Annotated in this window: 22 protein-coding genes; 16 read left to right on the top strand and 6 right to left on the bottom strand. The window is 71.7% G+C overall.

From position 1 onward, the window contains the following. Positions 1–14: 14 nt before the first annotated feature. Together ACO03V_RS13180 and dapA are read left to right on the top strand one after the other, a co-directional pair. Positions 15–362 (top strand): hypothetical protein, encoded by a 348-nt coding sequence (locus ACO03V_RS13180; protein WP_423137880.1) that lies wholly within the window; start codon positions 15–17, stop codon positions 360–362. 57 nt (positions 363–419) lie between these two features. Next, the gene (gene dapA, locus ACO03V_RS13175; protein ID WP_423137879.1) at positions 420–1,316 is read left to right on the top strand and encodes a 4-hydroxy-tetrahydrodipicolinate synthase; all 897 of its coding nucleotides are present in this window, start codon (positions 420–422) and stop codon (positions 1,314–1,316) included. 65 nt (positions 1,317–1,381) lie between these two features. On the opposite strand, the gene ACO03V_RS13170 is transcribed toward dapA, so the two are convergent. Beyond that, the gene (locus tag ACO03V_RS13170; RefSeq protein WP_423137878.1) at positions 1,382–2,371 is read right to left on the bottom strand and encodes an aldo/keto reductase; all 990 of its coding nucleotides are present in this window, start codon (positions 2,369–2,371) and stop codon (positions 1,382–1,384) included. A 130-nt stretch (positions 2,372–2,501) separates the two neighbouring features. Between ACO03V_RS13170 and ACO03V_RS13165 the strand changes: the two genes are divergently transcribed. Further along, positions 2,502–3,680, top strand: a complete 1,179-nt coding sequence (locus tag ACO03V_RS13165; RefSeq protein WP_423137877.1) for a four-carbon acid sugar kinase family protein — start codon at positions 2,502–2,504, stop codon at positions 3,678–3,680. Next, positions 3,673–4,722, top strand: a complete 1,050-nt coding sequence (gene pdxA, locus ACO03V_RS13160) for a 4-hydroxythreonine-4-phosphate dehydrogenase PdxA (protein ID WP_367728862.1) — start codon at positions 3,673–3,675, stop codon at positions 4,720–4,722. The genes ACO03V_RS13165 and pdxA overlap by 8 nt, the downstream gene beginning before the upstream one ends. A 310-nt stretch (positions 4,723–5,032) precedes the next feature. On the opposite strand, the gene ACO03V_RS13155 is transcribed toward pdxA, so the two are convergent. Then, a complete protein-coding gene (locus tag ACO03V_RS13155) occupies positions 5,033–5,482 on the bottom strand; it encodes a hypothetical protein (RefSeq protein ID WP_367728860.1) in 450 nt (149 codons plus the stop codon). 281 nt (positions 5,483–5,763) lie between these two features. Beyond that, positions 5,764–5,952: a hypothetical protein gene (locus ACO03V_RS13150; protein WP_423137876.1), complete on the bottom strand. Its 189-nt coding sequence runs from the start codon at positions 5,950–5,952 to the stop codon at positions 5,764–5,766. 1,468 nt (positions 5,953–7,420) lie between these two features. On the opposite strand from ACO03V_RS13150, the gene ACO03V_RS13145 reads away from it, so the two are divergent. Then, positions 7,421–7,705 (top strand): hypothetical protein, encoded by a 285-nt coding sequence (locus ACO03V_RS13145; protein ID WP_387056087.1) that lies wholly within the window; start codon positions 7,421–7,423, stop codon positions 7,703–7,705. Positions 7,706–7,871: 166 nt separating this feature from the next. On the opposite strand, the gene ACO03V_RS13140 is transcribed toward ACO03V_RS13145, so the two are convergent. Beyond that, positions 7,872–8,966: a glycerate kinase gene (locus ACO03V_RS13140; protein WP_423137875.1), complete on the bottom strand. Its 1,095-nt coding sequence runs from the start codon at positions 8,964–8,966 to the stop codon at positions 7,872–7,874. A gap of 780 nt (positions 8,967–9,746) precedes the next feature. Here ACO03V_RS13140 and ACO03V_RS13135 point away from each other — a divergent pair. Then, a complete protein-coding gene (locus ACO03V_RS13135) occupies positions 9,747–10,565 on the top strand; it encodes a cohesin domain-containing protein (protein WP_423137874.1) in 819 nt (272 codons plus the stop codon). 50 nt (positions 10,566–10,615) lie between these two features. Further along, a complete protein-coding gene (locus ACO03V_RS13130; RefSeq protein WP_423137873.1) occupies positions 10,616–12,433 on the top strand; it encodes an amidase family protein in 1,818 nt (605 codons plus the stop codon). 81 nt (positions 12,434–12,514) lie between these two features. On the opposite strand, the gene ACO03V_RS13125 is transcribed toward ACO03V_RS13130, so the two are convergent. Further along, positions 12,515–12,856: a hypothetical protein gene (locus ACO03V_RS13125; protein WP_423137872.1), complete on the bottom strand. Its 342-nt coding sequence runs from the start codon at positions 12,854–12,856 to the stop codon at positions 12,515–12,517. Positions 12,857–12,948: 92 nt separating this feature from the next. Beyond that, on the bottom strand, positions 12,949–13,239 hold the full coding sequence (locus ACO03V_RS13120) for a hypothetical protein (protein WP_423137871.1): 291 nt from the start codon (positions 13,237–13,239) through the stop codon (positions 12,949–12,951). 206 nt (positions 13,240–13,445) lie between these two features. Between ACO03V_RS13120 and ACO03V_RS13115 the strand changes: the two genes are divergently transcribed. From ACO03V_RS13115 to ACO03V_RS13075, 9 genes are all read left to right on the top strand, one after another. Next, on the top strand, positions 13,446–14,465 hold the full coding sequence (locus tag ACO03V_RS13115) for a YihY/virulence factor BrkB family protein (protein ID WP_423137870.1): 1,020 nt from the start codon (positions 13,446–13,448) through the stop codon (positions 14,463–14,465). Between the two features lie 204 nt (positions 14,466–14,669). Next, the gene (locus ACO03V_RS13110; protein WP_367728840.1) at positions 14,670–14,858 is read left to right on the top strand and encodes an alternative tryptophan synthase beta-subunit; all 189 of its coding nucleotides are present in this window, start codon (positions 14,670–14,672) and stop codon (positions 14,856–14,858) included. Between the two features lie 319 nt (positions 14,859–15,177). Then, a complete protein-coding gene (locus ACO03V_RS13105; RefSeq protein ID WP_367728839.1) occupies positions 15,178–15,633 on the top strand; it encodes an Asp23/Gls24 family envelope stress response protein in 456 nt (151 codons plus the stop codon). After that, complete coding sequence (locus tag ACO03V_RS13100; protein WP_367728838.1) at positions 15,630–15,818, top strand: DUF2273 domain-containing protein; 189 nt, start codon at positions 15,630–15,632, stop codon at positions 15,816–15,818. The genes ACO03V_RS13105 and ACO03V_RS13100 overlap by 4 nt, the downstream gene beginning before the upstream one ends. Beyond that, entirely contained in the window at positions 15,815–16,201 is a 387-nt protein-coding gene (locus ACO03V_RS13095; protein WP_423137869.1) for a hypothetical protein, read from the top strand. Before ACO03V_RS13100 ends, ACO03V_RS13095 begins: the two co-directional genes overlap by 4 nt. Further along, entirely contained in the window at positions 16,201–16,869 is a 669-nt protein-coding gene (locus ACO03V_RS13090) for a DUF6286 domain-containing protein (protein ID WP_423137868.1), read from the top strand. Before ACO03V_RS13095 ends, ACO03V_RS13090 begins: the two co-directional genes overlap by 1 nt. Then, a complete protein-coding gene (locus ACO03V_RS13085; protein ID WP_367728835.1) occupies positions 16,866–17,453 on the top strand; it encodes a hypothetical protein in 588 nt (195 codons plus the stop codon). Before ACO03V_RS13090 ends, ACO03V_RS13085 begins: the two co-directional genes overlap by 4 nt. Before the next feature lie 26 nt (positions 17,454–17,479). After that, a complete protein-coding gene (locus tag ACO03V_RS13080; protein ID WP_423137867.1) occupies positions 17,480–17,758 on the top strand; it encodes a hypothetical protein in 279 nt (92 codons plus the stop codon). Positions 17,759–17,864: 106 nt separating this feature from the next. Then, entirely contained in the window at positions 17,865–18,134 is a 270-nt protein-coding gene (locus ACO03V_RS13075) for a GlsB/YeaQ/YmgE family stress response membrane protein (protein ID WP_367728833.1), read from the top strand. Positions 18,135–18,140 lie beyond the last annotated feature (6 nt).

The following is an 18,140-nucleotide window of genomic DNA, read 5'->3' as shown; positions in this document are numbered from 1 at the left end:
GAACGGAGACCGTCATGACGAACACCTTCGAGCTCGCCCATGTGGGCATCAACAACGCCGACGCCACGGACGCCCAGGAGCTGGCCGACCTGCTGTGCCTGATGTTCAACCTCGATCCGCGGCACGGGAAGAAGTCGGAATTCGCGGGCACCTTCTTCGAGTGCGTGCGCTCGCAGTACCTCGGGACGCACGGCCACATCGGCATGGCGACCGCGGACCTGCCCTCCGCCGTCGAGGAGCTGACCGGCAAAGGCTTCGGCTTCAACGCCGCGACGGCCGCGTACTTCGACGACGGACGCCTGCAGAACATCTACCTCGCCGGGGAGTTCGGTGGCTTCGCCATCCATGTCATGCAGAAATAGCGGATCCCCCTCGACAGACACCACCCCCGGCCCTCCCCGCCACGAAGGAGCACTCTCGTGACCACCACCATCAGCGGCAGCATCCACGCGCTCGTCACCCCGTTCCACGACGACGAGTCCCTCAACCTCGACCAGATGCGCGTGCACGCCGACCGCGCCGTGCAGGCGGGCGCGGACGGCGTCTTCTGCCTCGGCACGAACGGCGAGTTCTTCCAGCAGACGGCGGACGAGCGGATCGCCGTCCTCGAGGCCGTCGTGGATGCCGCCGGGGGCCGTGTCCCCGTGTACGGCGGCGCCGGCGCGGTCGGCACCGCGGAGACGGTGCGCATCGCCGAGCGCATGCAGGCCGCGGGGGCGGACGTCCTGTCCGTCATCGCGCCGTACTTCGCCGCCGCATCGCAGGAGGAGCTGTACCAGCACTTCGCCTCCGTCGCCGCGTCGGTCGACGTGCCGGTGCTGCTCTACAACATCCCCGCGCGCACGGGGAACAACATCTCCCCCGCCACGGTCGCCCGCCTGGCCGAGATCGACAACATCGCGGGCGTGAAGGACTCCTCCGGCAACTTCGACGCCATCCTGCAGTACATCGAGCTGACGGATGCCGAGACCTTCGCGGTCCTCGCCGGGACCGACTCGCTCATTTTGCCGACACTGCAGGCCGGCGGCGCGGGCGGCATCACCGCCGTCGCGAACGTCTACCCGCGGACCATGGTCGAGATCTCCCGGCGCTGGGCGGCGGGCGACCTGGAGGGCGCCCGCGCGGCGCAGGCCTCCATCCGTGCGCTGCGCAACCTCTTCGTGTTCGGCAACCCGAACACGATCGTCAAGGCGGCCACGAACGCCGCCGGCGAGAACGTCGGCCCCTGCCGCGCGCCGTTCAACCTCCTGAGCGAGGACGCTCTCGCCAAGATCTCGGCGACCGTGCGCGCCGACCAGGCGGCCGGAATGGGCTGAGCCCACCCCTCGCAGAAGCGGGCCCCGCACTCTACGTGCGGGGCCCGCATTCTTTGCGCTCCGCGTCAGCGGTTGTACGCCGGCATGCTGCCCTTCAGCGGCGACGAGATCGCGTCGCACGCCTCGGCGAGGTCGGCGGGCAGCGGACCCTTCGCGAGCGCGTCGATGTTCGCGCGCAGCTGAGAGGTGCGGTTCGCGCCGATGAGCACCGCGGAGACACCCGGACGGCCGACGAGCCAGCGCAGAGCCAGCTCGTACATGGGCATGCCGGCCTCCTCGGCGACCTGCGCGAGCGCCGCCGTCGCGGCGACGAGCTCGTCGGTCCAGTACCGCTTCTTGTACATCTCGGCGAGGGCGGACCCCTCGAAACGCGTCGGCGCCGCGCCGTCACGGGGAGGGCGCGCGATCATGCCGCCGGCGAGGGGGTTGTAGCACATGGTCGCCAGGTCGTACGCGGAGGCGAACTCGATCCACTCGTCCTCGATCCGCCGCGCGACGAGGTTGTACACGTTCTGCCCGACCGTGGGACGCGGGATGCCGAGCTCGTCCGCGAGGCGGACCACCTCGAGCGCCTGCCATGCCGCGAAGTTCGACACCCCGTAGGCGCCGATCTTGCCCTCGGCGTGCAGCTGCGCGACCGCCTCCATGGTGTCGCGGATCGGAGTGAGCCGGTCCGGCTGGTGCAGATAGAAGAGGTCGATGCGGTCGACGTCGAGACGACGCAGCGAGCCGTGGACGCTCGCCCGCAGCCCGGTGGGAGACAGGGGCGCGTCCGCACCGGCGTCGGCGTGCGGCATCCCCGCCTTCGTCGCCACGACGATGCGGTCGCGGTGCCGCTTCACCCACGGCGCGATGAGGGACTCGGTCGTTCCCCGCGCGTACCCGTTGGCGCAGTCGATGCCGGTGATCCCGGCGTCCACGGCGGCCTCGAAGAGCTCCTCCGATGCCGCGGCGTCGCTGGTGTCGCCCATGTTCATCGTGCCGAGCACGGCGGTAGTGAGGGGAACGGGCGTCCCGGGGATCGTGATCGCGCCCGCGGACGTGTCATCGCTCATGCGTAAACCTCCTTGTTGACCTGCTCGATTGTCTCCTGATTGCGCGTTGCGCGCAATTTCTCGCGCGAAACGCGCGCCATCGTGTTAAGCTCAAGAGGCACCGCACCCCTCGCTCACCGGAGAGACCGATATGACCTGCGACACCGGCCTTGGCGTCCCGGCGACGGTCGGCCTGGTCGCCGACGACTTCACCGGTGCCGCCGATTCCGCCGGCGTCTTCACGCAGCACGGCTGGGCGGTGCGGCTCCTCGTGGGCCCCGCAAACACGGACCATGAGGCCCCCCTGACACCGAGCACCGTGCTCGCGGTCGCCACCGGCGCCAGGTCCCTGAACGACGCGGATGCCGCGCAGGTCACCGCGGCCGCGGTCCGCCGACTGTCCGAGGCCGGGGTCGAGCGCCTCTTCCTCAAGATCGACTCCACGATGCGCGGGTCGGTGCCCGCGCAGGTGCGGGGAGCCCTCGACGCCTGGAGCCGTCGGCATCCTGATGCCCGCGCCGTCGTCACCCCGGCCTTCCCGGCGCTCGGACGCACCGTCGTGGACGGTGTCGTCCTCGTGGACGGCATCCCGGTCAGCGAGACGGACTCCGGCCGCGACCCGTTCGCGCCCGTCACGTCCAGCCGTCTCGACGAACTGCTGCCCGGGTTCCAGCCGCTGTCTCCGGCGAGCGCGATCTCGTCGATGCCCGCCCGGGCCTACGCGGATGCCACGACGGACGACGATCTGGACGCGCTGGCCCGCCTCGTCCATCACGACCCCGCCGTCGTCGCCGTCGGTTCCGCCGGTCTCGCCTCCGCCCTCGCCCGCCGGTGGCAGCATCCCGCTCGGGCCTCCGTCGCATCCGCGAGCCGCGGGGGCGTGGTCGTCGCGGTCACCTCGCTGCACCCGGTCTCCGCCCGTCAGGTGAGCGAGCTGGCGGCATCCCTCCCCTCCGACGTCGACGTGCTGACACCGCCCGTGGAACGCGGCCCCCGTCCGTCGGACGTCGCCGCGGAGCTCGCCCAGCGGGTGAACGCACTCGTGAAAACACAGGACGTCGGCGCGCTGATCGTCGTCGGCGGCGACGGCGTGGCCGCCGTGCTCGCCGCGTTGGGCGCGACCGCCGTCCGCCTTGACGGCGTCCTCGACGCGGGCTGCCCGACCGGGATCATCGTCGGCGGTCTGGCCGACGGCGTGCGCCTCGTCTCCAAGTCCGGCGGGTTCGGCCCGCCGACCGCCCTCGTCGACCTCGTGTCCCACCTGCGGTCGGAATCGCCGACCGACCCGGTCCTCCACCCCGTCCACCCGAAGGAAGATCACAATGTCTGAGCATCCCGCCCTCCCGGTCCTCGCCCTCACCCTGGGTGACGTCGCGGGCATCGGTCCCGAGATCACCGTCAAGACGCTGCTGCAGCACCCCGAGCTGCGCGAGATCTGCGTTCCCGTCGTCATCGGCGACGCGGACGCCCTCCGTCGCGGTGCGGAGTTCGTCGGACTCGACCCCGCGGCGGTCCGTGTGATCGCCGACCCGCGCGACGCGGTGAACGACCCCGCCCTGGTGGAGGTCGTGCAGACCGGCGGCTCGCTGGGACACGTGCCGGTGGGCGAGCTGAGCCCCGAGGCGGGCGACGGCGCGTACCGCTTCGTCGTCGAGGCGTGCCGGCTCGCGCGGGAGGGCATCGTGCAGGGCATCGTCACGGCGCCGCTCAACAAGGCCGCGATGCAGGCCGGCGGGCACAAGTGGCCCGGCCACACCGAGCTGCTGGCGCACGAGTTCGGTGTGAAGAACTTCAGCCTGGTGCTCTCCGCCGGTGACCTCTACTTCTTCCACCTCACCGCGCACGTCTCGCTGCAGCAGGCGATCGAGCGCACGAGCCCGGAGCGGACCGACGACGTGCTGACCCTCGCCGGGGCGTTCGTCCGCGCGCTCGGCAAGCCCGACGAGGCGATCGGCCTGTGCGGCCTCAACCCGCACGCCGGCGAGAACCGCATCTTCGGGGATCAGGATGCCGACATCCTTGCGCCCGCCGTGGAGCGCGCACGCGAGCGCGGCATCAACGCCCACGGACCGATCCCGGCGGATGCGCTGATCCCCGCTGCCGTGCGCGGCAAGTGGAACATGGTCGTCGCCTGCTACCACGACCAGGGACACGCCCCCTTCAAGGCGGTCTACGGCGACGACGGCGTCAACATCACCGTCGGCCTCCCCGTCGTCCGCGTCTCGGTCGATCACGGCACGGCGTTCGACATCGCCGGACAGGGCATCGCCCGCGAGGCGAGCCTCGTCCTGTCGGTCCAGCGCGCCGCGGAGCTCTCGCGGGGCTGGGACACCGTGTGGGAGACCGCGCGGGCCAGCGACCTCGTCGCCTGACCTCGCTGGAGCCTCCGCTCGAGGCCGCCTCCGCCCGAGGCTCCCGTTCCCGGGCGGGGGCGGCGGCTTCGAGACCCCCGGCTCGACGCCCCTCCGTCACCTCGACGTCATCTTCCCGGCGTACCGTCGCCTCCGACCGGAGGGGGAACGGGTGGACGAACAGGTCGAGACCGTGGCGATCCTGGTGTGTCTCGTGCTCCTCTTCGGGACCACGCTGACGATGGGCGTCGTCGCCGCTCTGCGCAACCGCGAGTGACGCGGGATGGATGCCACCCGGTGGCATCCATCGGCCCTTCCGGCGACGCGGGGGTCAGCCGCCGGCTTGCATCATCGCGCGGCGGGCGGCATCGCCGAGAGCGGTCACGTCGGTGCCGTCGACGATGACGGTCTTCTTCATCATCGGGATGAAGTCGCCGTCCCGCACGCGGACCTGCGGGGTGAGGCCGACGGGACCGATCTCGTCCTCGAAGTCGGCGACCACGTCGACCGCGCGCACCCCGCGGGAGTAGCTCGACCAGTTGAACGCGCCGTTCCAGGCGAGGAAGCGCTCGAAGTCCGGGTCCTCGCGGACGCACATTCCCTGCAGCGACCGCCTCAGGCCGCGCACGACGGCCTCGCCCAGCTGCCTCGGCGTCGCGGTCGGCGAGACGACCTCGGGCAGCCCGTCGAGCGCCCAGGTGCGATGCGTCGGGCGCGAGTAGACGAGCACCTCGATGCGGCCGTCGCGCTGCCGGTGCAGCGAGAGGGAGTGCCAGGCCATCACGCGACCCCCTCTCGGCACGTTCGGCGTCGGGCGCCGCCGGCCCCCGTCGCTCCCCCGGCTCGGCGGGAACGGTGACTCGGCTCACGGGCGAGTTCGCGCGACGTCATGGATGACCTCCTCGGTGCGAGAGTGGGATGCCGAGCGATGAGCCCGATGTTCGACGTTAGGTCGCGCTGCGCGGGAAATCCCCGCTCAGCCGTGAATCTCGACCGCCGGTTCACCTGGCGGCATCCCGTCCGCCTGCAGGACCGCCGGATCGGCCGCGGCGACGTCGAACGTCATGTCGGGTCCTGGTCCCGCCGGCGCCGCGCGGACGCCAGCCCCGTGACCGCCAGAAGGACGGCGACGGCGGCGAACACCGCCGGCAGGAACCAGCCGATGGTCAGCTGCGCCGCCCACGCGAGCAGCGCGGCGACCACCGCGAGCGCGAGCAGGAGGACACCGGTCGATTCACGGTTCTGGGACATGGGTCGAGGAACCTTTCGTGGGGCGGACCTTTCGACGCTGGCAGCGCGGAACGCAGAGCGCGCCCGACAGGTGGGGGGAACTCCCCCGCCGGGTGGGACCGCCGCGCGGTCAGACCCGGCGGCGGCGTCACCGCGAAGCTTGTCCGGGCATGCATACATGCCCTATGGTCGGAGTGTCCTCTCGCCGTCCTGCCTCGTCATGACCCCGGGCCCGGTCGGCCGACGCGACGAAGGAGAGAACGATGGATGCGCACCGCACGCGGCTCATCTCCGTCCTTCGCGAGATCTGAGACGTCGACCGCGACGACCGCGGCGACGTCTTCCGCCTGCGCTCCCTCACCGCGTACAGCGGACGGACCGTCGCCCTGACGGCGAGCGCCCGCACCGTCGCGGCGTACGTCGAGCGGACGCGGGCGCGGGCACTGCGAGCGCTCGGCGCGGTCGGCGGCGACCCGACGGGGACCATCGCGGCCATCGGCCTGCTCGGCGTGGACATCGAGGACATCATCGAGTCCGACGACGCCGTCCAGCACGTCCGGGTCACCCCGCACGGGGCGCGGCGCGTCTCTGCCACCGGCGACCGCGCCGGCTTCTCGTTCTAGCCCACGTCGGACGGGTGGATGCCGCCCGTCGGGGCCGTGGCATCCAGGATCCTCGTTCGCGGGAGACGCACTCGACCGCAGAGGAGAGGGGCTCCTCCCCGCCGGGGGTGCCGTCCGAGCGGGGAGGAGTCACCTGCATTCCATTGTCCACCTTTAGGGGGACAGCGTCACTAGGGGGAACCGAGTTAGATGAAAATGAGGCCGTCGTCGGCCGGGTGCCCATGAGGCCGGCGACGGTCCACAGCCCCGGAATTCCGCGGTTCTTGCGGCGTGCCGAACGGAGTCGGCCGCGCGCTGCGCCGGCAGAATCTGCGCGGCGATCACGCGGCGCGGACGAATTCCGCACACGCGATACGGCGCGCGCAGTCCGCCGCGTGGGGCGGGCGCGCTGCCGTGTTGTTCCGTCGGGGTTTGCGTACTGTTCCGGCGCTCTTCCAGCGATGACTTGTCGCAGATGTACGCGACACCCCGGCGCCGGCGTACATATGGGGCAAGTCAGCGCCATCCGAGAAGGGGCTGGCGGGGTGCGCGATCTTCCGCCCTGCCTTGCTGTCGCGCCCTTTTCCGGCGGTGACTTGTCGCAGATGTACGCGACGCCAGGGCCCGGCGTACAAATGGGGCAAGTCAGCGCCACACGCAGAGGGGGCTGGCGTGCAGCCGTGATGTTCCGGGGCTTCCGTGCTGTCCCGGGGCTTCCGTGCTGTCCCGTACTCTTCCAGCGATGACGTGGCGCAAATGCACGCGACACCCCGGCGCCGGCGTACATATGGGGCAAGTCAACGCCACACGCAGAGGGGGCTGGCGCGATGTCGGGGGTCGGTCGTAGCCTGCTGCTCTCTCGGCCGGAGAAAGGATCCGGCGTAGCGATGGGCGAATGGCATCCGGTGTTGGCGGCGGTCGAAGGACCGACCGGGGTGTGGCGGATGGTCGACCCGCAAGGACACGAGTACGGGCGCATCGAGATCCGCCGCGTGATGAACGGCCAGCAGGTCATGTACAAGGCCATTCACCGCGGCGAGGTCATCGGGTGGGCGCACACGCTGCGGCTCGCCTGCTACAAGGTGCACATGGCGTTCCTCGGGTCGATGCGTCCCGGCGGGGCCCCGGCCGCGGACTGGGGCGAGCTCACCGGCAACGGCCGGCGCCGGTGACGGCCGCGCGCGTGGTGCTCCGATCGATAAACGCTGTCTGCACTCAGAAACGCGTGCACACGGCGTTTATGAGGGCAGAGAGCGTTTATGAGTGCCGGGTCGGGCCCGGCGAGCGCAGCTCGGGAACGGGGCCGGCCGCGGCATCCCGAGTCCGGTGCGGCGAAGGTCAGGCCGGGAACGCGGCGGCGAGCCGGCGGCCCGCCTCCCGCAGGTACGGCTCCGGGTCGGCGATGGCCGCGGCGACCGAGCCGGACAGCTCGCTCAGCGCGACAGCGGCGGCGAAGCGCTCGGTCGGAGCCGCGATGCCCCCGGCGGCGAGCAGGAGCGGTGAGGTGGCGGCATCCATGAGGAATCCGACGACCTTGCCGTGGGCGCTGTGCTCGTCGAAGCGCCCCTCGCCCGTGACGACCACGTCGGCTCGGTGCATCGCGTCGAGGAGTCCGCTGCGTTCGGCGACGAAGGCCGCGCCGGAGGTCATCCGGCCGCCCCACGCGAGCAGCGCGTAGGCGGCACCACCGGCGGCACCCGCGCCCGGCGTCGCCGGATCGACCCCGACCATGCCGGCGAACCCGGCGAGCGCCCGGTCCATCGCGACGACATCGGCGGGGCTGGCACCCTTCTGCGGACCGAAGACCGCCGCCGCGCCCCGCTCGCCGAGCAGCGGGTTGGTGACGTCAGCCAGGATGCGCACTCCTCCGGGCGGCGGTGACATCAACCCGGCCAGGTCGAGGGATGCCGCCGCCGCCAGGCCGCGGGCGCCCGGCGCGATCGGACGACCGTCCTGGTCGCGGATCGACGCCCCCAGCGCGGTCAGCAGTCCCGCTCCCCCGTCGGTCGAGGCGCTGCCTCCCACCGCGACGGCGATCTCGTCGACGCCGGCCTCGAGCGCCGCCCGGATGGCGTGCCCCACGCCCGCGGTCCCGGCGTCCAGCGGAGCCGGGGCGGCGAGGGTCAGGCCGCTCGTCGCGGCGAGCTCCACCAGGCCGGTGACCGACCCGTCCGGCGCCGGGATGCCGACCCACCAGGTAGACACGGGCTGCCCCGTGGGTCCGGGGACGACGACGGGATGCCGCTCCACTCCCGGCATCGCGGATTCGAGAGCGGCCATGGTGCCCTCGCCGCCGTCCGCCATCGGGTGGCGGCGGATGTCGTCGCCGGGACGCCGTTCCGCCCACCCCTCGCCGATCCACTGCGCGACGGCAGCCGCGGAGGCGCTGCCCTTGAAGGAATCGGGGGCGATGACGACGGTCCTGGTGCGCATGGGACTCCTTCGCTCGGGCTCCCAGTCTCACCCGGTCCCTCCTCCCCCGCCGAACTCCCGACTCCCCCGCACCCCCGCTCCGCTCGGCCCGGCCCCGCCCTGCCCGGCCCTGCCTCGCCGAACTCCTGAGAACCGCGAGCCCCGCCCCGCCCGGCTCTGCCCGGCTCTGCCCGGCCCCGCCTCGCCGAACTCCTGAGAACCGCGAGCCGCGCCCCGCCCCGCCCCGCCCGGCTCTGCCCGGCCCTGCCTCACCGAACTCCTGAGAACCGCGAGCCGCGCCCCGGAGAAACCGGGCGGATCCGCCTCTCCCGGGGCCTGTCGCCGCACATTCAGCCCGAAACTCAGGAGTTCGGCGCGCCGCGGCCCCGCGGCCGGCCCCCACACCTCAGGAGTTCGACGAGCGGCGGCCCCGCGGCCGGCCCCCGCACCTCAGGAGTTCGGCGCGCCGCGGCGCGCGGCCGGCCCCCACACCTCAGGAGTTCGACGAGCAGCGACCCGCCGCCGACCCCCACACCTCCGGAGTTCGACGAGCAGCGGCCCCGCGGCCGGCCCCCCACACCTCAGGAGTTCGACGAGCAGCGGCCCCGCCGCCGGCCCCCACACCTCCGGAGTTCGGCGAGCGGCCGCGCCGGCTTCTGCGCGAGCGACGACACAAAGCCGCAACACGGCGTGACCAACGCGACACGACGCGCTGCCAAGGTCATGGCATACCCCCGGATCGCGGCCGAGAGGCCCGTGCGGCCGCGATCCACCACCCCCACCAAGGAGCCCTACTTGCGCATGCCTGCATTCCGCGCAGCCGCCCCCGCGGCGACCGCGGCATCAGCGACGTCGAGGCGCATCGTCGCCGCCCTCGTCGCCGCCCTCACCGTCGCGGCCCCCCTCGCCGCGGCCCCCGCCGCCGTCGCCGCCGCCCCGACGGCGGTCTTCACCCTGACCGTCACGCCGACGGCCACGGCCGGCGACACGGTCGAGGCCACCCTGACCGCCACCGGCGTCTCGAACCTCTACGCGTACGACCTCGAGCTGACCTTCCCCGACGAGCTGCTCGCGGTCGAGGCGGAGGACATCACCGGCACCCCCGAGGGCGGATTCGACTCCGCCGTGACCGACGCCGGCAGCCTCATCCTCACCCACACCCGCCTCGGCACCTCGCCCGGCCTGTCTACGGGCCCGGGCGAGACCCTCACCCTCGGCGTCATCCCGTTCTCGACCCTGGCAGCGGGAACGGCGACGATCGACCTGTCGTCCGTCCGCCTGGTGTCGTCGACCGGTGAGGTCACGACGCTCGCGAACGCCGCGACCGCGCCCGTCGTGATCGCCGCCGCGCCGACGCCCGACCCCGACCCCGACCCCGACCCCGAGCCGGAGCCGCAGCCCGAGCCGGAGCCGTCCACGACGGCCTCGCCCGCGCCCACCGCCTCCCCCTCAGCGACCGCCACCCCGGCCCCGGCCGCGAACGGCTCGTCCGACGGCGACCTCGCCGTCACCGGGTCCGAGGCCGCGCCGTGGCTCTTCACCGGTGCCGTGGGCGTCGCGCTCATCGCCGCGGGCGCCGTGTTCGTCATCCGCCGTCGCCGCCAGGGGGTGAGCGAGTGATGCGTGGCATCCCCTCCCCCTCCTCCCCCCTGCACCGCGAAAGAGCGCCCATGACCCCTCTGACCCGCCGCCTGTTCGCCGGCTCGGCCGCGATCTCGGTCGCCGTCGCCGGCGCCGTCATCGCCCCGACCGCGGCGACCGCCGCGCCCGCTCCCTCCTCCACCGCCCCGATCGCGGCGCCGTACTACACGGAGCTGGACCTCACGGGCGACGACCAGGTCACCCCCGACGACCTCGCCCTCCTGGCGAGCGCGATCGGGCTGGCATCCACGTCCCCGGACTGGGCGGAGGTGTCCGACCTCGACCTCGACGGCGACGCGAAGATCACCGCGTCCGACCTCGCCGCCCTGTCGGAGCGCGTCATCTACGACGACGGCCCGTTCGAGATCGTCGAGGCCGACGTCGTGTCGATGCAGTCGGCGATGAACGCCGGCGTCATCACGTCTGTGTCGCTGACGCAGGAGTACCTCGACCGCATCGCCGCCTACGACCGCGCCGTGAAGCAGGAGGGCGGACGTCCGCTCAACTCGATCATCACGACGAGCACGGTCGCGCTGAAGGCCGCCGCCGAGGCGGACGCGATCCGCGCGGAGCAGGGCATGACGAGCATGCTGCTCGGCGTCCCGGTCGCACTGAAGGACAACTACAACACCGTCGACATGCCGACCACGGCCGGCTGCGGCTGCTGGAACGAGAACCAGACCATGTCGGACGCCTCCATGGTCGAGGGTCTGCGCGCGGACGGCGCCGTCATCGTCGCCAAGGCGAGCATGGACGAGTTCGCGATCAACCTGACCTCGGAGTGGTCGGCCTTCCAGCCGGCCGGCGCGAAGTCGATCGTCTCGAGCCCGTACGACACCACCCGCAACGCAGGCGGCTCGAGCGGCGGCACGGGCGCGGCGATCGCGGCGAACCTCGCCGGCATCGGTTTCGGCACCGACACGGGCGGGTCGATCCGCATCCCGTCGACGTACAACCAGCTCGTCGGCGTGCGCCCCACGGTCGGCCTCGCCAGCCGTGACGGCATCGTGCCCCTCGCCCTGTCGCAGGACACGGGCGGCCCGATGGCCCGCAGCGTGCTCGACGCCGCCGTGGCCCTCGACACCGTCGTGGGCGTGGACGCGAACGACCCCGTGACCCAGCGCCAGGCCGGTCTCGTCCCCGACACCTACACGTCGTACCTCGACACCGACGCCCTGAAGGGCAAGCGCATCGGCGTCCTCACGACGCTCGTCGGCAGCAACGCCGCCACCGGGAGCCTGTTTGCACAGGCCAAGGCGGACCTGACCGCGCAGGGCGCGACGGTCGTCGACGTGGTGCTGCCCGAGGGCTGGGCCGCGATCGTGGGCGAGGGCAGCGGCAGCGGTCCGGAGTTCAACCACGACCTGCGCAACTACATCGCCAGCTACCTGAACCCGGCCGTGTCGGCGCGCAGCCTGCTCGACATCTCGCTGTCGCCGAACATCGTCCCCGGCCGCGCGACCAACCCGTACGGGCAGCGCGCCGCCGTGACCGAGGAGGCGTACCAGGCCTGGGCCGGACCGCAGGGGTCGCACACGCTGCAGCTCGCCAAGGGCAAGCAGATCGTCACGCAGATGATGAACGACCAGAACCTGGATGCCGTCATCTACCCGACCGCGAACGCCTACGGCACCATCAGCACCGCCAACACCCGCCTCAGCCCGAACACGGGTCTGCCGGCCGTGACGGTCCCGATGGGGCAGACGACGGAAGGCACGATCGGCGGCGTGAACATGGAGTTCCTCGGCCGGGACTTCAGCGAGGGCACGCTGCTCGGCTTCGCCTATGCGTACGAGCAGGCGACGCACAAGCGCACGACCCCGGCGGCCTACGGCCCGCTGGGCTGACGCCGCGCCGACGCCACGACGGCCCCGGGACCCACGGGTTCCGGGGCCGTCCGGCATCCCGCCCCCGAGGGACGCACGGCCTCACCACTCGTCGAAGTCGGCGCTCCACGGCGCACCGGAGTCGGCCGGCAGCGCCTCTCCGTTCCCGCCCGTCGCGGGGTAGCTCGTGCGCATCTGCAGCATGAGGTTCTCGGTCGTGAAGTCCGGCTCGTCGCCGCGCCAGTCGACGGGGAGGTTGAGCAGCGGCAGGCCCGGGCCGATCACGAGTTGCGCGGTGTCCGTCCGGTCGGCGTCCACGCAGACCGGCACCTCGACCAGCTCCGTCCCGCCCAGCACCGCGACGCCGACGGCGAGCCGCATGAGCGTCCCGGCGATCTCGGCGGTGGTGAGGAAGGACCCACCCGCGTAAACGATCCGACGCATGCGTCCAGTGTGCGCTCGGGACGTTCGAGGTCCGGCGGTTTTGCGCGGATTGTCCGACGGGATGCCACCGGGCACACGGTCCGCGCCGCCGGTCAGCGCTCGTCGGGGCGGCGCACACGGACCGCGTTCCGCCACACCACGGGCTCCCAGTGCCCGCCCTCGCACGGCACCCGCAGGAACACCACGCGATCGTTCGCCGCGTGCGCCCAGCAGGCGACGCGCTCGGCGGAGCGATGCGGCCACTGCACCCACGCCCACACCGGCCGCGGACGCTCGAACCATTCGACGGGCCCGGGTCCGAACGCCTGCATCGGCAGCGTCGTCGGGGCGATGGATGCCAGGACGCGTTCGAGCTTCGCATCCGAAACCTTGTTCGATCCCACCGACCGGACACCCCTCCCTCCGGCCGAATAACAGAGTAATGCACCCGCGGAGCGACGACGAACCGGTTGCGCCGGGCGTCTCACCTTCGTAGATGTGTTCTCCGGCGGCATCCATTTCACACCGGACGACCCCGCGTCAACGGTCGTGGCAACCCGACGGGGGCCGCCGTAGACCGGAGGTCCCCCCGGAACGGAAGGCCACCATCGTGTCGACGAAAACCGCGAAGCCCGAGTCGCCGACGGACCTGCACAAGCGGTCCTGGAAGTACGTGCTGCAGAAGACGCTGCGCGAGTTCTCCTCGGACCAATGCACCGACATCGCCGCGAGCCTCGTCTACTTCGGCGTGCTCGCGCTCTTCCCCGGCCTCATCGCCGTCTTCTCGATCCTCGGCGTCGTCGGTCAGAGCGACGCCGCCGTGTCGACGGTCCTGGGCATCGTCGAGGACGTCGCCCCCGGCGACACCGCGGAGACGCTGCGCGGACCCATCGAGCAGATCGCCTCGTCCCCCGGCGCCGGGTTCGCCCTCGTCTCCGGAATCGTGCTGGCCATCTGGTCGGCGTCCGGCTACGTCGGCGCCTTCAGCCGAGCGATGAACCGCATCTACGAGATCGACGAGGGCCGGCCGTTCTGGAAGCTCAAGCCCGTCCAGCTGCTGCTCACCGTCATCACCGTCGTGCTGGTGAGCGTCTGCGCGCTGCTGCTCGTCGTCTCCGGCCCCGTGGCCGAGGCCGTCGGCAACGCCCTGGGCCTCGGCGACGTCGCCGTCACCGTGTGGAACATCGTCAAGTGGCCCGTGCTGCTCGCCATCGTGGTGGTGATCCTCGCGATCCTCTACTACGGCGCCCCCAACGCGAAGCAGCCGAAGTTCCGCTGGATCAGCGTCGGCGCCATCGCCGCGATCGTCATCCTCGCGATCGCCACGGCCGGGTTCGTCCTCTACGTCGCCAACTTCTCCAACTACGACCGCACCTACGGCTCGCTCGCCGGCGTGATCGTGTTCCTGCTGTGGCTCTGGATCGCGAATCTCGCGATCCTCTTCGGGGCGGAATTGGATGCCGAACTCGAGCGCGGCCGCCAGCTGCAGTCGGGCATCCCGGCCGAACGGGAGCTGCAGCTCCCCCCGCGCGACACGAAGAAGCTCGAGAAGACCCGCGAGAAGGAGGAGAAGGACGTCGCCGAGGGACGGCGGATCCGCGAGTCGCATGGCGAGGACTCCGGCTCCTGAGGGACTCGCCGCGGGACGCCCCACCCGCAGAACCGCGCGCATACCACGCCCTCGGGTCATGTTCATGCGCCGGACACATGACGAAGCTACGCTGATGCGCGACGCGGCCACCGGTGACGCGACGCCGGGTCCACCGCCCCGGGGTCACGCCGTCCGGGCACCGCGCACAGTCGTTGCTCATTCTGGGGGGAAGGCCGACTCGCCATGGCTCAGTTCCATCGCATCACACACGCATACAGCTATCCGACGGGGTGGGTCCGGGTACCGCACAAGCCGCTCACGCCCGAGCTGCGCGACGATCTGCAGCTGCAGGGATACACGATGGCGCGCGTGCGTCGGGGACTGTTCGGGCAGCGGGAGGTCTCGCTGCGCCAGCCCGCGCCGCGACGCTGAGACGGCTCCGACCCCGAGTGCGGTGACCGGCCGGAATCCGACCGGTCACCGACGCTGCTGAGCCCCCACCGTTCCCCCTCCGACGCCCCCGCGCCGGTTCTCTTAGCCTCGGCGAGAACCCGACCGCGCGCACACCATTGACGCCCGGAGCCGGGCGCGATAGGGAGCGTCGTCGGCGTGGCATCCCTTCTCCGTCCGCGGAAAAAGATCGACGTCGCGCGTGACGAATCGGCGACTCGACCCGTCTCCCCGGTAAGCGAACCTCGCTCGGCCCGCGGACATGATCCCGGGTCACGACGTACACGGGAAGGACACTCCGATGGCTGAGGAAAACCAGACCACCACGACGGCCGGTCGCGTCGACCGCGCATTCTCGAACGCGCCCGGCGGATCGGGCACCGCGGGCAAGACCACGATCGCCGACGGCGTCGTGTCGAAGGTCGCGGGCATCGCCGCGCGCGAGATCCCGGGCGTGTACGCCCTCGGCGGTGGCGGAGCCCGTGCCCTCGGCGCGATCCGCGACGCCGTGAACGCGACGGACCTGTCCCAGGGCATCAAGGTCGAGGTCGGCGAGACCCAGGCCGCCGCCGACGTCACGATCGTCGTCGAGTACCCGGCGCCCATCCAGGACGTCGCCACCCAGGTCCGCGACCACGTCGCCGACGCCATCCACCGTCTCGTCGGCCTCGAGGTCGTCGAGGTCAACGTCGACGTGAACGACATCCACATCGCCGGAGACGACGACAACAACGAAGAGAGCTCGCGAGTCCGATGAACCCCACCTACACCGGAGCCCTCGTCGGGCTCGTCCTCGCCGTCTCCGCCCTCCTCTTCGGCTTCTGGGGCTTCATCCTCGTGGCTCTGTTCATGGCCATCGGCGCCGTCGTCGGCCGCGTCGTGTCGGGTCAGATCGACATCCGCAACGTCGTCAACGCCTTCACCGGGCGGAGCACGTCATGACCACCGCACTCACCGGGGTCGCAGCCGCGGCCCCGGCGGGCGCACCGGCCGCCACGCGGGGTCGGATCGATGTGGCAGATCGGGTCTACCGCAAAGCCGCCGAACAAGCCGCGGCCGAGGCCATCGGCATCGACCGCAGCGACGTCTCCATCGACATCACCGGCTCCCGCGACACCGTCGTGGTCCGCGTCAACGCCCCCTTCCCCATCCCACGCCTGGACGACACCCCCGCCATCACCACCACCGTCCCGGTGCTCGAGGCCGCCCGCGGCATCCAAGCCGACCTCCACACACGCCTCACCCGCCTGTTCGGACGCGACGTCTCCCGCGTGGACCTCACCCTGACCGGTGCCACCACCCCGAAGAGAAAGCGAGTGCGCTGATGACCGACACCACCCTCCGCACCGTCGTACGCCGCGAGACCCACTCGCCCCGCACCGGCGCCATGCTCACCGTCGTCATCCTCCTCCTCCTCGCCCTCGCCTACGCCGGCACCGAGATCGTCCTGGCGGCGACGGGGTCGGCTCCGCTGCTGATCGCCCCCGGTGCGGCGTTCGACGCGCTGGCGGACCCGCTCGGCACCTTCGCCCCGGGGGCGGTGATCGCCGCGGGGATCGTGCTCGCCCTCGTCGGGCTGATCCTCGTCGTGCTCGCGCTCAAGCCCGGACGCCTGTCACGCCACGAGATGGAGGCCGGCGAGCGGGCCGTCGTCGTCGACAACGGCGTCGTCGCGTCCGCGCTGGCCCAGCGCCTGAGCGCCGACACGGGCATCGCCCGCGACGACATCGTCGTCGGCGTCGCCCACCGCTCGGTCGACGTGACGGTGCGCCCGCCGCTCGGCATCCCCGTGGACGCGGAGGCGGTCCGCCGCAGCGTCGAGACGGAGATCGAGTCGTACCGCCTGACCCCGAGCGTGCGCACCCGCGTGCGCATCGATCGCCCGAAGGACGGCGACGACGACGGCGCCGCGCGCCCCGCCGCGGCCGCCCGTCCCACGGGGGCGCTGCCGACCACCGCCACCACCCCGGCAACGAAGGAGGCCCTGCGATGAGAAACACCCACCGCGGCGTGAACCGCACCCTGCTGTTCATCGTCGGACTGATCCTGCTGGCCAAGGGCGCCCTGCTCGTCCTGCTCGTCGCACTCCCCGGCACCGCCGGTGCGTACACGTCGGTGACGGACGGGGTCCGCGGCTGGGCGGAGAGCGTCGGCCAGCCGGCCTTCAGCTGGATCGTCGTCGCGATCCTGGCGGTCCTCGCCGTCCTACTGGTGATCATCGCCGCCGCCGCCGTCCGCGGTCGCCATGGCGTTCCGCTGCAGGCCACCGGCAGCGACGAGGGCTCCGGCCGGATCACCGTCACCAACGGCTTCGCCTCCGAGGCGCTGCAGAACGCCCTGTCGGACCGCGACGAGATCCTCTCGGCCCGCATCACCTCCGGCGAGGTCCGCGACGAGCCCGTCCTGCACGTGGCCGTCACGCCGCGCCAGAACACCTCGCCCCGCGAGGTGGCCACGCACGTCGACACGCTCGTCTCGAACCTCGGGACGCTGACGGGCCAGTCCTTCCGCACCTACATCTCGATCCACAGCGGCCTGCGCGCGAAGCTCGCCCACGACAACACCCGCGTGCGCTGACCGCCCGGACGACAACGGAGACCACCATGCGCAACAAGATCATCCTCGTCGGCGGGGTCGCCCTGCTCGCGTTCATCGTCGGCACCCGGACGCCCCGCGTGCGCGTGAAGGAGCGCGAGTCGGTCGGGCACCAGCTCGTCCGGCTCTGGAACGACCCGAAGGCGAAGAAGGAGCGTCGCAAGAACGCGGAGCGGCGGGCGAAGCGGGTCGCCGAGCTCGCGTCGGAGCAGCGCAAATCGGCCGAAAAGCGCGCCAAGGCCCTCGCGCGCAGAAGTAAAAGCACTTTTCGGCGCCTGCGCAAGTAGTTCCCACAAATAGGTCACAGGGGCCACAGTTTTACCAGTACCCCTTCCTGGGGGTCACCTGGACGTGGGGGACTCGCCCACGCAACACCACTGAAAGGACACAGCAATGGGATTCTTCGGATGGATCATCCTCGGTCTTGCTGCCGGCGCCATCGCCAAGCTCATCCTCCCCGGTAAGCAGGGCGGCGGCTGGATCATCACCCTCGTGCTCGGCGTCGTGGGCGCGCTGCTCGGCGGCTTCCTCGGCAGCGTTCTGTTCAACGCTCCGCTGCAGGACTTCTTCTCGATCCAGACGTGGCTGCTGGCCATCGGCGGATCGATCATCGTCCTTCTGATCTACGGCCTCATCGTCGGCCGCCGGGGTGCGACCCGCTAAGGGACA

This window comes from Microbacterium sp. HMH0099, assembly GCF_049384025.1.
Classification (GTDB): Bacteria; Actinomycetota; Actinomycetes; order Actinomycetales; family Microbacteriaceae; genus Microbacterium.
The sequence above is the reverse complement of the archived record's forward strand: the minus strand, read 5'-3'. Positions and strand labels throughout refer to the sequence as shown.

Coding starts and splice junctions, on each gene's coding strand:
- ACO03V_RS13080 (WP_423137867.1), top strand. CDS start 17,480: ATGCGCAACAAGATCATCCTCGTCGGCGGGGTCGCCCTGCTCGCGTTC.
- ACO03V_RS13090 (WP_423137868.1), top strand. CDS start 16,201: ATGACCGACACCACCCTCCGCACCGTCGTACGCCGCGAGACCCACTCG.
- ACO03V_RS13125 (WP_423137872.1), bottom strand. CDS start 12,856: ATGCGTCGGATCGTTTACGCGGGTGGGTCCTTCCTCACCACCGCCGAG.
- ACO03V_RS13105 (WP_367728839.1), top strand. CDS start 15,178: ATGGCTGAGGAAAACCAGACCACCACGACGGCCGGTCGCGTCGACCGC.
- ACO03V_RS13150 (WP_423137876.1), bottom strand. CDS start 5,952: ATGTCCCAGAACCGTGAATCGACCGGTGTCCTCCTGCTCGCGCTCGCG.
- ACO03V_RS13140 (WP_423137875.1), bottom strand. CDS start 8,966: ATGCGCACCAGGACCGTCGTCATCGCCCCCGATTCCTTCAAGGGCAGC.
- ACO03V_RS13095 (WP_423137869.1), top strand. CDS start 15,815: ATGACCACCGCACTCACCGGGGTCGCAGCCGCGGCCCCGGCGGGCGCA.
- ACO03V_RS13145 (WP_387056087.1), top strand. CDS start 7,421: ATGGGCGAATGGCATCCGGTGTTGGCGGCGGTCGAAGGACCGACCGGG.
- ACO03V_RS13110 (WP_367728840.1), top strand. CDS start 14,670: ATGGCTCAGTTCCATCGCATCACACACGCATACAGCTATCCGACGGGG.
- ACO03V_RS13135 (WP_423137874.1), top strand. CDS start 9,747: ATGCCTGCATTCCGCGCAGCCGCCCCCGCGGCGACCGCGGCATCAGCG.
- ACO03V_RS13130 (WP_423137873.1), top strand. CDS start 10,616: ATGACCCCTCTGACCCGCCGCCTGTTCGCCGGCTCGGCCGCGATCTCG.
- ACO03V_RS13100 (WP_367728838.1), top strand. CDS start 15,630: ATGAACCCCACCTACACCGGAGCCCTCGTCGGGCTCGTCCTCGCCGTC.
- ACO03V_RS13155 (WP_367728860.1), bottom strand. CDS start 5,482: ATGGCCTGGCACTCCCTCTCGCTGCACCGGCAGCGCGACGGCCGCATC.
- ACO03V_RS13180 (WP_423137880.1), top strand. CDS start 15: ATGACGAACACCTTCGAGCTCGCCCATGTGGGCATCAACAACGCCGAC.
- ACO03V_RS13085 (WP_367728835.1), top strand. CDS start 16,866: ATGAGAAACACCCACCGCGGCGTGAACCGCACCCTGCTGTTCATCGTC.
- pdxA (WP_367728862.1), top strand. CDS start 3,673: ATGTCTGAGCATCCCGCCCTCCCGGTCCTCGCCCTCACCCTGGGTGAC.
- ACO03V_RS13075 (WP_367728833.1), top strand. CDS start 17,865: ATGGGATTCTTCGGATGGATCATCCTCGGTCTTGCTGCCGGCGCCATC.
- ACO03V_RS13165 (WP_423137877.1), top strand. CDS start 2,502: ATGACCTGCGACACCGGCCTTGGCGTCCCGGCGACGGTCGGCCTGGTC.
- ACO03V_RS13170 (WP_423137878.1), bottom strand. CDS start 2,371: ATGAGCGATGACACGTCCGCGGGCGCGATCACGATCCCCGGGACGCCC.